15 protein-coding genes are annotated in these 12,320 nt (G+C 37.1%); all 15 read left to right on the forward strand.

The genetic code is table 11. The features are described 5' to 3' along the window. Positions 1 to 18: 18 nt before the first annotated feature. Entirely contained in the window at positions 19 to 468 is a 450-nt protein-coding gene (locus ACO052_RS03825) for a bactofilin family protein (RefSeq protein WP_422106693.1), read from the forward strand. 34 nt (positions 469 to 502) lie between these two features. After that, the gene (locus ACO052_RS03830; protein WP_422106694.1) at positions 503 to 664 is read left to right on the forward strand and encodes an AtpZ/AtpI family protein; all 162 of its coding nucleotides are present in this window, start codon (positions 503 to 505) and stop codon (positions 662 to 664) included. Then, positions 665 to 1,060 (forward strand): hypothetical protein, encoded by a 396-nt coding sequence (locus ACO052_RS03835; RefSeq protein WP_422106695.1) that lies wholly within the window; start codon positions 665 to 667, stop codon positions 1,058 to 1,060. A gap of 148 nt (positions 1,061 to 1,208) precedes the next feature. After that, on the forward strand, positions 1,209 to 2,309 hold the full coding sequence (gene atpB / locus ACO052_RS03840) for a F0F1 ATP synthase subunit A (RefSeq protein ID WP_422106696.1): 1,101 nt from the start codon (positions 1,209 to 1,211) through the stop codon (positions 2,307 to 2,309). A gap of 19 nt (positions 2,310 to 2,328) precedes the next feature. Further along, complete coding sequence (atpE, locus tag ACO052_RS03845) at positions 2,329 to 2,535, forward strand: ATP synthase F0 subunit C (protein WP_103050608.1); 207 nt, start codon at positions 2,329 to 2,331, stop codon at positions 2,533 to 2,535. 80 nt (positions 2,536 to 2,615) lie between these two features. Further along, positions 2,616 to 3,110, forward strand: a complete 495-nt coding sequence (locus ACO052_RS03850; RefSeq protein ID WP_422106697.1) for a F0F1 ATP synthase subunit B — start codon at positions 2,616 to 2,618, stop codon at positions 3,108 to 3,110. A 6-nt stretch (positions 3,111 to 3,116) separates the two neighbouring features. After that, positions 3,117 to 3,653, forward strand: a complete 537-nt coding sequence (atpH, locus tag ACO052_RS03855) for an ATP synthase F1 subunit delta (protein WP_422106698.1) — start codon at positions 3,117 to 3,119, stop codon at positions 3,651 to 3,653. A 33-nt stretch (positions 3,654 to 3,686) separates the two neighbouring features. Then, the gene (gene atpA, locus ACO052_RS03860) at positions 3,687 to 5,267 is read left to right on the forward strand and encodes a F0F1 ATP synthase subunit alpha (RefSeq protein WP_422106699.1); all 1,581 of its coding nucleotides are present in this window, start codon (positions 3,687 to 3,689) and stop codon (positions 5,265 to 5,267) included. A gap of 115 nt (positions 5,268 to 5,382) precedes the next feature. After that, a complete protein-coding gene (gene atpG, locus ACO052_RS03865; RefSeq protein ID WP_422106700.1) occupies positions 5,383 to 6,240 on the forward strand; it encodes an ATP synthase F1 subunit gamma in 858 nt (285 codons plus the stop codon). Between the two features lie 160 nt (positions 6,241 to 6,400). Beyond that, positions 6,401 to 6,934 (forward strand): hypothetical protein, encoded by a 534-nt coding sequence (locus tag ACO052_RS03870; RefSeq protein ID WP_422106701.1) that lies wholly within the window; start codon positions 6,401 to 6,403, stop codon positions 6,932 to 6,934. A 111-nt stretch (positions 6,935 to 7,045) separates the two neighbouring features. Next, positions 7,046 to 8,515 (forward strand): oligosaccharide flippase family protein, encoded by a 1,470-nt coding sequence (locus ACO052_RS03875; protein WP_422106702.1) that lies wholly within the window; start codon positions 7,046 to 7,048, stop codon positions 8,513 to 8,515. Further along, positions 8,512 to 8,946, forward strand: a complete 435-nt coding sequence (dut, locus tag ACO052_RS03880) for a dUTP diphosphatase (RefSeq protein ID WP_422106703.1) — start codon at positions 8,512 to 8,514, stop codon at positions 8,944 to 8,946. The genes ACO052_RS03875 and dut overlap by 4 nt, the downstream gene beginning before the upstream one ends. An 88-nt stretch (positions 8,947 to 9,034) precedes the next feature. Further along, the gene (locus ACO052_RS03885) at positions 9,035 to 10,054 is read left to right on the forward strand and encodes a sugar phosphate nucleotidyltransferase (RefSeq protein ID WP_422106704.1); all 1,020 of its coding nucleotides are present in this window, start codon (positions 9,035 to 9,037) and stop codon (positions 10,052 to 10,054) included. Between the two features lie 40 nt (positions 10,055 to 10,094). Beyond that, positions 10,095 to 11,456, forward strand: a complete 1,362-nt coding sequence (locus ACO052_RS03890) for a tetratricopeptide repeat protein (protein ID WP_422106705.1) — start codon at positions 10,095 to 10,097, stop codon at positions 11,454 to 11,456. Beyond that, positions 11,457 to 12,248: a DUF4292 domain-containing protein gene (locus ACO052_RS03895; RefSeq protein WP_422106706.1), complete on the forward strand. Its 792-nt coding sequence runs from the start codon at positions 11,457 to 11,459 to the stop codon at positions 12,246 to 12,248. It begins immediately after the preceding gene. The last annotated feature ends 72 nt before the right edge of the window (positions 12,249 to 12,320 follow it).

The raw sequence follows: 12,320 nt of genomic DNA on the forward strand, positions 1-12,320 counted from the left end.
TTAAAAACCAAATCAACAATGTTTTCCTCAGACAACAAGAAACCTAAACAAGACAAAATCATGGAAACAAGTACACAACAGAATATCATAGCACAAGGCACTAAAATAGTAGGTGATATAGCGAGTCAAGGCCCTTTTAGAATAGATGGAACCGTTGAAGGCAATGTTAAAACTTCGGGTAAAATCGTCATTGGTAAGTCAGGATTTATAAAAGGGACATTGCAAGGGGAAAATGCAGATTTTGAAGGCAAGTTTTCCGGAAAGCTCATTTTATCAGGGACATTGTCTTTAAAGTCTACGGCGCATATTGAAGGTGAAGTTCATACGACCAAGTTGGCTGTAGAGCCAGGTGCGACATTTAATGCCACTTGTAGTATGAAAGGTACCGTAAAAGCATTACCTAATGAGCCTATCAAACCAAAGCAACCAGAACAGCAAACCGCCCAAAAACCAGAAAGACAGGCTTAATTCTTATGCCCGTTTTTCGGGCATGGCCATTCAAATGTTCGCGATTATTGGTGTTGGCACCTATGCGGGTGTAAAGCTGGATGAATCATACCCCAATAAACACAATCTATACACAGTAATTTTGTCTTTATTATCTGTGGTTATATCAATTGTTTTTGTAATAAGACGTATTATTGCAGCTTCAAAAGACAATTAGATGGAAGCATTTAAGAAAAGACAGACATCATTCATACTGCAGTTATTGGGGCTTACTGGGATTTTGTTTGCAATTCACAGCTATCTGCTGCATCATTTTGCTTCTGAGATGGATTTCTTTTTCCCTATTTGGCAGATTTACGGCTTTCACTTTGTCATTACATTGATTTTGTATTCGGTTATCAATTATAGGTACTCTTCTGGGAAAACCGATATTTTTAATATATTCATGGTAATGACCTTTTCTAAGATGATACTGGCCATTCTTTTTTTATTGCCTCTCATTTTATCAGATGTTAAAAACAAACAACCCGATGTTTTTAACTTTTTTATCCCTTATTTTTTGTACCTATTTTTTGAGGTTTTTGCACTGACAAAATTTCTTCAAAAACAATAATTCCTATAAGTCTTTAACAGTCTTAAAATCGGGGATTTTTACAGATTAAAATGCTTTGAAAATTATAGCAAAATTATTGTTTGTCAATTCATTTAATGTGCGTACATTTGCACCGAATTTAAAACAAGGTATTTTAAAGCCACAAAGAATGACATTAAACACCTTAAAGCGCACAGTATTTACAGTTCTGTTTTTATCGGTATTTAGTTTTGGTTTTGCCGAGGATGCTAAAGAAGAAGGAGAAGATAAGGAATTCGACGCAAAGTCAATGATTATGCATCACGTTAAGGATGCTTACGGTATGCATATCTTAACCTTGAATGAAGGTAAAGAAGATGAAAAGCATATTACAATTCCATTGCCGGTAATTCTTTGGACAGACAACGGATTAACCACATTTATGTCTTCTGAATTTCATCACGATTATCATGGTCACGAAGTGGTTGAGAAGAACGGGGGCAAGTTTATTAATGTACACGAAAAAATATACCAACTTAACGATGGGGAAACGGCAGTAAAATTAGACGAAGAAGGACATCCTACTAATGCTGTAATGCCTTTGGATTTCTCAATTACGAGAAACGTGTTTATGATGTGGGTTTCTGTAGCCGTTTTAATCTTAATTTTCTTTTCGGCAGCGAGACGCTATAAAAAATCAGAAGATAACGTACCTTCTGGTATTGCAAGTTTTGTTGAGCCCTTAGTTGTGTTTGTCAGAGACGAAATTGCTAAACCGATGATTGGTGAACACAAGTACAAAAGATACATGCCCTACCTATTAACGGTGTTCTTCTTTATTTGGCTCAACAACATTTTTGGTTTGATTCCGATTTTAAATGGAGCTAATCTCAGTGGTAATATTGCCTTTACCATGGTATTAGCGGTATTCACATTTATCATTACGACCTTTAGCGGCAATAAAAACTACTGGCAGCATATTTTTTGGATGCCAGGAGTTCCTGTTCCGATGAAGATATTTTTAATGCCTATAGAGATTATAGGGATTTTCACAAAGCCAATTTCGCTAATGATTCGTTTGTTCGCTAACATTACGGCGGGCCACATTATCATTTTAGCACTAATGTCTTTGATATTTATTTTTAAATCTGTTGCTGTTGCACCAGTATCGGTAGCGTTCTCATTGTTTATTGGGATTATCGAGATTGTGGTTACAGCAATACAAGCATATATATTTACGGTGTTGTCGGCCTTATATTTTGGAATGGCAACAGAAGAAGCACATCATTAATTAATTTAAATTTTATATTATGACTATTACTGGAATTGCAGCTATTGGAGCTGGTTTAGCGGCTATCGGAGCTGGTGTAGGTATTGGTAAAATTGGAGGATCTGCCATGGAAGCTATGGCACGTCAACCAGAAATGCACGGTAAGATTCAATCTTCTGCATTGATTTTAGCAGCCTTCGTAGAAGCGGTAGCGTTATTCGGCGTTGTAGCAGCCTTAATCGTATAATTATGATTAAAACGAATTACAGAAGTAACGGTTGGTTGCTTCTGTAATTTTTAAAATTTAAATTGAAAGAATTATAACACATGGATTTAATTAAACCTGGATTTGGATTGGTATTTTGGACGGTTATCACCTTCCTAATATTACTGTTTTTATTGAGAAAATTTGCTTGGAAGCCAATTCTTGGTGCCGTTAGTGAAAGAGAAGAAGGTATTAAGGATGCCCTGGCTTCTGCTGAGAATGCACGTAAGGAAATGGAAAACCTTCAGGCAGATAATGAGCGCATTTTACAAGAGGCACGTGCAGAGCGCGAAGCAATGCTAAAAGATGCTCGTGAGATAAGAGAGCAGACCATTGCTAAAGCTGAGACAGAAGCACAGGAAAAAGCAAGTAAGATCATTGAAAAGGCACAGGCAGCAATAGAAAGTGAAAAGAAAGCGGCCATGGCAGAATTAAAAAGTCATGTAGCAGGTTTATCAATAGATATTGCAGAAAAAGTAGTGCGTGGTGAATTATCTAACAAAGACAAGCAATTAAAATTGGTTGAAGATATGTTAGGTGAAACGACATTAAACTAATAATTGATGGCAGAATCTAGAGCAGCAATACGTTATGCCAAAGCGGTTCTTAGCTTGGCTACTGAAAATAAAGTGGCTGAAGATGTCAATGCTGACATGAAGCAAATCGCATCGGCAATTGCGGAGAATAGTGATTTAAGCGCTATGCTTCAGAGCCCAGTCGTACGGTCAGCAGATAAAAAGGCGGTGTTAACATCAGCCTTTATGGCTGTTACTTCGGCAACATCAAACCTCATAGACACGCTAATTGCTAACAAGCGTATTGCTTTACTGGGGGATGTGGCCAATAAGTACAATCAACTATATGATCAGCTAAGAGACACTCAAATCGCTAAAGTAACCTCAGCAACCCCTTTGACTAAAGAACTTGAGAAAAAGGTATTGGCTAAAGTAAAGGAGCTAACAGGGAAAGCTACTGAAATTGAAAATATAGTAGATGAATCCATTATGGGTGGTTTTATATTACGTGTAGGCGATTTACAGTACGATGCAAGTATCGCAAACAAATTGAATAAATTAAAGAGAGAATTTACATTAAACTAATAGCTAAAGTTTATAGCTAAAGACTAAAATAAAATGGCAGAAGTAAAACCAGCTGAAATATCAGCAATCTTAAAACAACAACTTTCAGGTTTTGAAGCAGGTGCTTCATTAGACGAAGTAGGAACAGTATTAACTGTTGGTGATGGTATTGTACGTGCTTACGGACTTTCTAACGCGCAATATGGAGAGCTTGTAGAGTTCGAAGGTGGACTAGAAGGTATTGTACTTAACCTTGAAGAAGATAATGTTGGTATCGTATTATTAGGACCTTCAAAAGAAATTAAAGAAGGCGCTACAGTGAAGCGTACCAATCGCATTGCCTCTATCAAAATCGGTGAAGAAATGGTTGGTCGTGTTGTTGATACACTTGGTAACCCAATAGATGGTAAAGGCCCAATAGGTGGAGATTTATACGAAATGCCACTAGAGCGCAAAGCTCCTGGGGTTATCTTCCGTCAGCCCGTAGATGAGCCCTTACAAACCGGAATTAAGTCTATAGATGCTATGATTCCAGTAGGTAGAGGTCAACGAGAGTTAGTGATTGGAGATCGACAAACTGGTAAAACAACCGTTTGTATTGATACCATTTTAAATCAGAAAGAGTTTTACGATGCAGGTGAGCCTGTATTCTGTGTATATGTTGCTGTAGGTCAAAAAGCGTCAACAGTAGCAAACATAGCAAAAACATTAGAAGATAAAGGCGCTTTAGCTTATACGGTGATTGTTGCGGCGAATGCATCAGATCCAGCTCCAATGCAAGTTTATGCGCCGTTTGCAGGTGCAGCTATTGGTGAGTACTTTAGAGATACTGGTCGTCCTGCATTAATCGTTTATGATGACTTATCTAAACAAGCTGTGGCTTATCGTGAGGTATCGTTATTATTACGTCGTCCACCAGGACGTGAGGCTTATCCAGGTGACGTTTTCTATTTGCACTCAAGACTTTTAGAACGCGCGGCTAAAATTATCGAAGACGATGATATCGCTAAGAATATGAACGATTTACCAGACTCATTGAGACCAATGGTAAAAGGAGGAGGCTCTTTAACGGCATTACCAATTATCGAAACACAAGCGGGTGACGTATCGGCTTATATCCCAACCAACGTAATTTCTATTACTGATGGTCAGATATTCTTAGAGTCAGACTTATTTAACTCGGGTGTTCGTCCTGCGATTAACGTAGGTATTTCTGTATCACGTGTAGGGGGTTCTGCTCAGATAAAGTCCATGAAGAAAGTTGCAGGTACCTTAAAATTAGACCAAGCACAATTCCGTGAATTAGAAGCATTCGCTAAGTTTGGTTCTGACCTTGATGCAGCAACCTTAAACGTTATTGAAAAAGGAAGGCGCAACGTTGAAATCTTAAAACAAGCGCAAAATGATCCGTTTACAGTTGAAGATCAGGTAGCTATCATCTATGCAGGTTCTAAGAATTTATTGAGAGATGTACCTGTTAATAAAGTAAAAGAGTTTGAAAGAGATTATATCGAATTCTTGAATGCTAAGCACAGAGATGCTTTAGATACGCTTAAAGCAGGTAAATTAACCGATGAGGTTATCGATACCTTAACAAGTGTCGCTAAAGATCTTTCGGCCAAGTTTACGGCTTAATTATTAATTAGCGTCATCCTGAAATAGGCATGTGCCGAAATTGTTTCAGTATTTCAGGATCTCAAATAAGATGTATAAAGATTCTGAATTAAATTCAGAATGACAAATAATAGAAATGGCAAACTTAAAGGAAATACGTAATAGAATATCTACGGTATCTTCAACAATGCAGATTACCAGTGCCATGAAGATGGTTTCTGCTGCGAAGTTAAAGAAGGCTCAAGATGCTATTACAGCAATGCGTCCTTATTCTAATAAGTTAACGGAATTGCTTCAAAGTCTTAGCGCAACTCTAGACGCCGATAGTGGAAGTAAATTTGCTGAGCAAAGAGAGGTGAAAAAGGTACTTTTAGTCGCTATATCGTCAAATAGAGGTTTGGCAGGAGCCTTTAACTCAAACATTATTAAACAGGTTAGAGTGCTCTTATCAGACTATAAGGATCAAGAGGTTTCAATTTTAACTATTGGTAAGAAAGTTAACGATGCTTTTGGCAAAAAAGAAACCATCATCGCCAATAAGAGTGAGGTTTTCGACGACCTTACTTATGACAATGTCGCTGATATTGCCCAAATGATTATGGACCAGTTCGTTGAAGGGAATTTTGATAAAGTTGAATTAGTTTACAACAGCTTCAAAAATGCGGCGACACAAATCGTAATGACAGAACAATTTTTACCTATAGTTCCTGTTGAAAGTGATGCCAATGTGAATTTAGACTATATCTTCGAACCTTCTAAGCAAGAAATCGTAGAAACCTTAATTCCAAAGTCATTAAAAACGCAATTGTTTAAGGCGATTAGAGATTCATTTGCTTCAGAACACGGAGCGCGTATGACGGCGATGCACAAGGCGACAGATAATGCCACAGAGTTAAGAGATCAATTGAAATTAACCTATAACAAAGCAAGACAGGCGGCTATTACTAATGAAATCTTAGAGATTGTTGGTGGTGCAGAAGCCCTTAATAGTTAGTGTTTATAATAGTTATAACGTATTAAACCCAACTTTATAGTTGGGTTTTTTTTTGACATCAAAGCATCCTACCTGATGTCGTTCATCGATTAAAAGCTAAAAAAATCGATTAAATAGAATATTTTTATAAATTGCTTCTCCAAATTTTAACCTACTTATAATGAAAAAGCTAAAACAGGCGAGCTACGCCATTGTTTTTGGCCTCACATTGTCATTGGTGTTTCAATGTGCCAGTTCAAAAACAACAGCCACTACATTTGAAGAACAACCCCCTTTCACCGTAAAACCTGTCACCTTTCAAGAATGGTATGCAGGTATTAAGGTTGGCGGTACTGGTATAAATCTCTTTATTCCAATTTCCGACCTTGATGAAGGCGTTGTTTTTGACGAGGTTTATTTCAGAAATTTAAAAGGAAAACTCATTGAGAAAGAAAGAGCGTATATCGCCGTTTTAAAGCACCCATCACGCCGTTATGTATTTAGAATGGCCGACAAGCCTGTGGACTATCCATTTGATCTTGATGATGATGAGTGCGTCTTAAGCTATGTTGAAGACGGTCAAACAAAATATTACAAAATAAAAACGCTTAATGAAGTTGCTGGAACTTACTATGAGAACGGACCTCCTTCAATTTATGCAATGACCGACTCAAACGGTATGGCAACCTTAGATGAAGATGATGAAGATAAGTAGATGTTGCACACTTAAAATAGAGCCTTGCTTTTTAGTGAGGCTTTTTTATTTTCTAAACATCAAAGAGCCAGTAATATTTAATATTTTTGAGACTTACAAGAACTACAAAGATTGAGCGGATTAAGATCTCTTTTTAAGCAAACGTTTATTTATGGTATTGCTACGGTACTACCTAGAATGTTAAGCTTCCTGTTGGTACCGCTATATACAAGTGAAGCCGTTCTTGCAAACCCTTCTGAATATGGAAAAGTATCGGTTATTTTTTCGTATTTCGTATTATTTAATGTGATTTTGGCTTATGGTATGGAGACCGCTTTTTTTCGCTTTTTTAATAAGGAAGAAGATAAAGCCAAAGTCGTCAGTACAGCAACGCTATCATTAGTGGTCTCATCAATCGGCTTTTTTTTACTCGCACTTATATTTCAGAATCAAATAGCCAATGTCATTGCCATAGATGTTAAATACATCAATTTGGTGATTTGGATATTGCTTTTAGATGCTTTGGTCATTATTCCTTTTGCCTGGTTAAGAGCTAATGAAAAGCCCATGCGATATGCGGTTATTAAAATACTGAATGTCGCAGTTAATATTGGTCTCAACCTTTTCTTCTTGCTGGCATTAAAGCAATTAGCTCAAGAATCTGGATTATTTGAACGTATTTACAAGACTAATTTCGAGATCAGCTATATTTTTATTGCCAATCTCGTCGCTAGTGCCATTACTTTATTGGCGATGCTTTCCTTCTATACAAAAATCAAGTATCGATTCGATAAACAGTTATGGCAACAGATGTTACGTTATGCTTTTCCGGTGTTAATAGCAGGTGTGGCATTCTCAATAAATGAAACGTTCGATAGAATATTACTTAAAGAATTATTACCGGCAGATATTGCCGAAAACGACATAGGCATGTATTCGGCCTGTTATAAGTTAGCTTTATTTATGACCCTTTTTGCAACGGCCTACCGCTTGGGCATAGAACCCTTTTTTTTCAGTCATGCCAAGGCCAAAAACCCACAGAAAAATTATGCCAATATTTTAGAGTTCTTTGTGGCTTTGGGGTCTATCATATTATTAGCAGTGGTTGTGTTTGTAGATGCATTAAAACCCCTTATTATTAGAAGTGAAGCCTACTGGGATGCGATGTGGATTGTACCCATAATTTTATTGGCCAATTTTTGTTTGGGGATTTACCATAACCTGTCGGTTTGGTATAAGATAACAGATAGGACAAAGTTTGGTGCTTACATTTCTGTTGTCGGGGCTATAATTACGTTGGTTATTAATTTCATTTTTATTGAAGCCTACAGTTATAAGGCATCTGCTGTAGCAACATTAGTAGCTTATGCAAGTATGATGTTATTATCGTTTTATTTCGGAAGAAGATACTATCCCATTCCCTATAATCTCAAAAAAATAGGGCTGTACCTATTGATTTCCATTGGCTTTTCAATGTTATCTTTTTATAAATATCGAGGTGTTTATATTGTAGGTATTGCGATGTTAATCGTATTTTTGGGACTCGTTATGCTCTTGGAAAAGAACCAACTGAGAAACGTCTTTAAAAAGGTAAAAACATGAAGATTAAAATTATAAATAAATCCAGGCACGATTTACCACATTACGAAACCATAGCCTCAGCTGGTATGGATTTGAGAGCCAGCTTAACCGAATCTAGAGTTCTAAAACCTTTAGAACGCACCATTGTAGGTACAGGGTTATTTATTGAGTTACCGATAGGTTATGAAGCCCAAGTAAGACCTAGAAGTGGCTTAGCGGCAAAAAAAGGTATAACGGTCTTAAATGCCCCAGGAACCATTGACGCCGATTATAGAGGGGAAATAGGCGTCATTCTCGTAAATCTTTCTAAAGAAGATTTTATCATTCAGAATGGTGAACGTATCGCACAACTCGTCATAGCTAAACACGAACGTGCGGAATGGGAAGAAACAAAGGAGCTTTCAGAGACAGAGAGAGGTGAAGGCGGTTTTGGAAGCACAGGAACCAAATGATTTTAGAACGACGATTGACGATATAAGAATTGTCCCCTTGAGGATTATCGAAATTAAAGAATCTACAAACCAACTATAAATAAGACTTATGAAAATAATAGTACCTATGGCAGGACGTGGCTCTCGCCTCAGACCACACAGTTTAACCGTACCCAAACCACTAATCCCAGTCGCGGGTCAACCCATTGTACATCGATTAGTAAAAGACATTGCTAAAGTATTAAAACAACCAATTGAAGAAATCGCATTTGTTTTAGGGGATCCTGCATTCTTCGGTGATGATGTTGTAGAAAGCTTAAGGCAGTTGGCTCAAGAATTAGGGGCCAAACCATCTATTTATAGACAAGATCAACCTTTAGGCACGGGTCATGCCATTATGAGTGCAAAACCATCCTTATCAGGTCCGGCGGTTATTGCTTATGCAGATACATTGATACGAGCAGAATTTGATTTAGATCCATTTGCAGATAGTGTGATCTGGACTAAGCAGGTAGACAATCCAGAAGCTTACGGCGTGGTAAAATTGGATGCGAATGAGCACATTATAGAACTCGTTGAAAAACCGACGGAGTTTGTAAGCGACCAAGCGGTAATCGGTATTTACTACTTTAAGGATGTTGCAGTTTTAAAAGAGAAGCTTCAAGAAGTTTTAGATGAGAACGTCATGAATGGTGGTGAATATCAGATCAATGACGGTATTAAGCGCATGATGGCTGATGGCAAGGTATTTAAAACAGGTACTGTTGATGAATGGATGGATTGCGGGAATAAAAATGTGACCTTAGAAACAAATGCCAAAATGCTAGGCTTTTTACAATCTGATAATGAAGAGCAATTAGTTGATGATTCTGTAGTATTAGAGAACTCAACTATTATTCCACCTTGTTTTATTGATGCTGGAACGGTGTTGCGCAATACATCGGTTGGTCCTTACGTTTCTATTGGCAAGGATTGCATTATTGAAGATTCAAGCGTTAAAAATAGCTTAATTCAAAACCAAACTCGTATCAAAAACGCTAATTTAGAGGAAGCAATGATTGGTAACTATGTTAACTATGATGGTGGCTTTACAAAAATTAGTATAGGCGATTATTCGGTTTTGGAATAAAAATTGCCTGTCATTCCTGAGGAGGCAGGAATCTCTTTTCATGAAAAATGTAATATATATATCAATAATCGTTTTTGGAATAATTTTTATTCTACAACCCTCTTATGCCCAAGTCGATTTTAATAAACGTCCAGATGACGACTTAGGCAATGTAAAGGACGAATTTCAAGAACATTTTTTTGAAGCTTTAAAGCAAAAAGGAATAGAAAATTATGAAAGAGCTGTAGAAGCCCTACATAAATGCTTAAATCTCGATAGTAAAAAACCAGTGATTTACTTCGAGCTTGGTAAAAATTATAATAAACTCAAAAACTTCGGAGCGGCAGAGGAACACCTTAAAACGGCCATCCGAATGCAACCCGATAACGAATGGTTTTTAGATGAGCTCTATGATGTGTATTATCAGCAAGATGATATTAATAATGCCATTAAAACCATTAAGCAACTGGTAAAATACCATCCAGATTATAAAGAAGATTTAGCGGCATTATATGTAAGGGAAAAACGTTATAAGCAAGCTCTGGATTTATTAGACGAACTCGATGAAGAGCTGGGGGTAAGTGAGGCTAGGGATGCTATGCGAAATGATATCTATAGCATTACGGGCAACGCCGATGATCGTATAGACAATTTGGAGCAACGCATAGCCAATAACCCAAATAATGAAGAAAACCATTTAAAGCTAATTTATAGATATAGCCAGACAGGTAATAAAAAGAAAGCCTATAAGGTAGCTCAAAATCTTTTAAAGATAAAACCAGAGTCTAAGTTTGTGCATTTGGCTCTCTATAAGTTTTATCTCGAAGACGGTAAGGTTGAAGATGCCATTGCTTCTGTGAAAATTGCACTGACAAGTCCAGAAATTAATGCAGATGCCAAAGCTAAAGTTTTAAAGGACTTTGTGGCTTTTGTGTCCAGACATCCAGAGTATGAAAGTGAATTAATCGCTATTACAGCTGAGGTTGATGAGCAAAAGGATGCGCAAACTTATAGTGATCTAGGACGATACTATCTCAAAGTAGGCGATAAATCAAAGGCCTTGACTAATTTTAAAGCGGCTCTAAAGCAGACTCCGAATGATTTTAAGCTAATTAAGGATGTTTTACTTTTACAATTAGATGTTGAAGATTATGACGCCGTTGTAACCGGAAGTGAAGAAGCCTTAGAATTGTATCCTGCGCAGCCCATTTTATATTTGGTTAATGGAGTTGCAAATAATAAACAAAGCAGCCATAAAAAGGCCATTGATAGTTTAGAAATGGGGTTGGATTTTTTAATAGATGATCCAAATATGGAGGCAGATTTTTATTCAGAATTAAGTCTGGCCTACAAAGCCCTAAATAATATTAGTAAATCTGAAACGTTTGCTAAAAAAGCACAAGCTATAAAAGCCCAACAATAGATGACTTTTAATCAAATAATGAAGCACTACAACATAGTTGTAACGTTTGTATTAATGACACTACTGATCAATTGTAAATCGGCCAAAAGCGTTATGGCTTCAGGTGAGGCTAGTGATAAGCTTTCTGCAAAACAGGTGATTAAGCAGCACGAAAAAAATGATGCGGATTTCAAGACGATGCAGGCTAAAGTACGAATCGATTTGAGTCAAGGCGAAAAAGAACAAGGTGCGACGTTTAATTTAAGAATAGAGAAAGACAAAGTGATTTGGCTTAGTGCACCATTAGGTTTGGCACGTATGATGATAACCCCAGATAAAGTCCGGTTTTATAACAAACAGGATAACGAATACTTTGATGGGGATTACAAGTTGCTCAGTGATTTTGTCGGTGTAGATTTAGACTATTCAAAGGTTCAGAATATCTTGCTTGGTCAGGCGATTTATAATCTAAAGGATGAGCCACATTCCATCTCGGTCAATGAAAACTCTTATGCTTTGCAACCTAAAGACCAGAATGCACTTTTGGAGCTGTTTTATTTAATTAACCCATCACATTTTAAGATGGATAGTTTACAGCTATTTCAGCAATTAAAAAGGCGTATTCTTCAGGTGGATTATAAATCCTATCAAGAAGTGGATCAGCAAGTATTACCCAAGCATATTAGGATTATAGCAGTAGAAGATGCCGATGAGGTGGCGATAACCATGGAGTTTAAATCCACATCCTTAAATGGTGATCTGCGTTTTCCGTTTAAGATACCTTCTGGTTATAAAGAAATAGTCATTAAATAGTATATTGTCATTTCGACTGCCTGTGCTGAGCCTTTCGACTGCGCTCAAGACAGGCTAAATTCGAAGTAAGTG

Origin of the sequence: Winogradskyella sp. (assembly GCF_965228925.1) — a bacterium.
Taxonomy (GTDB): domain Bacteria; phylum Bacteroidota; class Bacteroidia; order Flavobacteriales; family Flavobacteriaceae; genus Winogradskyella.

Excerpts from the sequence above, each read along its gene's own strand:
- atpH (WP_422106698.1), top strand. The coding sequence starts at position 3,117 with ATGGCAGAATCTAGAGCAGCAATACGTTATGCCAAAGCGGTTCTTAGC.
- ACO052_RS03890 (WP_422106705.1), top strand. The coding sequence starts at position 10,095 with ATGAAAAATGTAATATATATATCAATAATCGTTTTTGGAATAATTTTT.
- ACO052_RS03825 (WP_422106693.1), top strand. The coding sequence starts at position 19 with ATGTTTTCCTCAGACAACAAGAAACCTAAACAAGACAAAATCATGGAA.
- atpB (WP_422106696.1), top strand. The coding sequence starts at position 1,209 with ATGACATTAAACACCTTAAAGCGCACAGTATTTACAGTTCTGTTTTTA.
- ACO052_RS03830 (WP_422106694.1), top strand. The coding sequence starts at position 503 with ATGTTCGCGATTATTGGTGTTGGCACCTATGCGGGTGTAAAGCTGGAT.
- ACO052_RS03895 (WP_422106706.1), top strand. The coding sequence starts at position 11,457 with ATGACTTTTAATCAAATAATGAAGCACTACAACATAGTTGTAACGTTT.
- atpA (WP_422106699.1), top strand. The coding sequence starts at position 3,687 with ATGGCAGAAGTAAAACCAGCTGAAATATCAGCAATCTTAAAACAACAA.
- ACO052_RS03885 (WP_422106704.1), top strand. The coding sequence starts at position 9,035 with ATGAAAATAATAGTACCTATGGCAGGACGTGGCTCTCGCCTCAGACCA.
- ACO052_RS03850 (WP_422106697.1), top strand. The coding sequence starts at position 2,616 with ATGGATTTAATTAAACCTGGATTTGGATTGGTATTTTGGACGGTTATC.
- ACO052_RS03835 (WP_422106695.1), top strand. The coding sequence starts at position 665 with ATGGAAGCATTTAAGAAAAGACAGACATCATTCATACTGCAGTTATTG.
- ACO052_RS03870 (WP_422106701.1), top strand. The coding sequence starts at position 6,401 with ATGAAAAAGCTAAAACAGGCGAGCTACGCCATTGTTTTTGGCCTCACA.
- atpE (WP_103050608.1), top strand. The coding sequence starts at position 2,329 with ATGACTATTACTGGAATTGCAGCTATTGGAGCTGGTTTAGCGGCTATC.
- dut (WP_422106703.1), top strand. The coding sequence starts at position 8,512 with ATGAAGATTAAAATTATAAATAAATCCAGGCACGATTTACCACATTAC.
- atpG (WP_422106700.1), top strand. The coding sequence starts at position 5,383 with ATGGCAAACTTAAAGGAAATACGTAATAGAATATCTACGGTATCTTCA.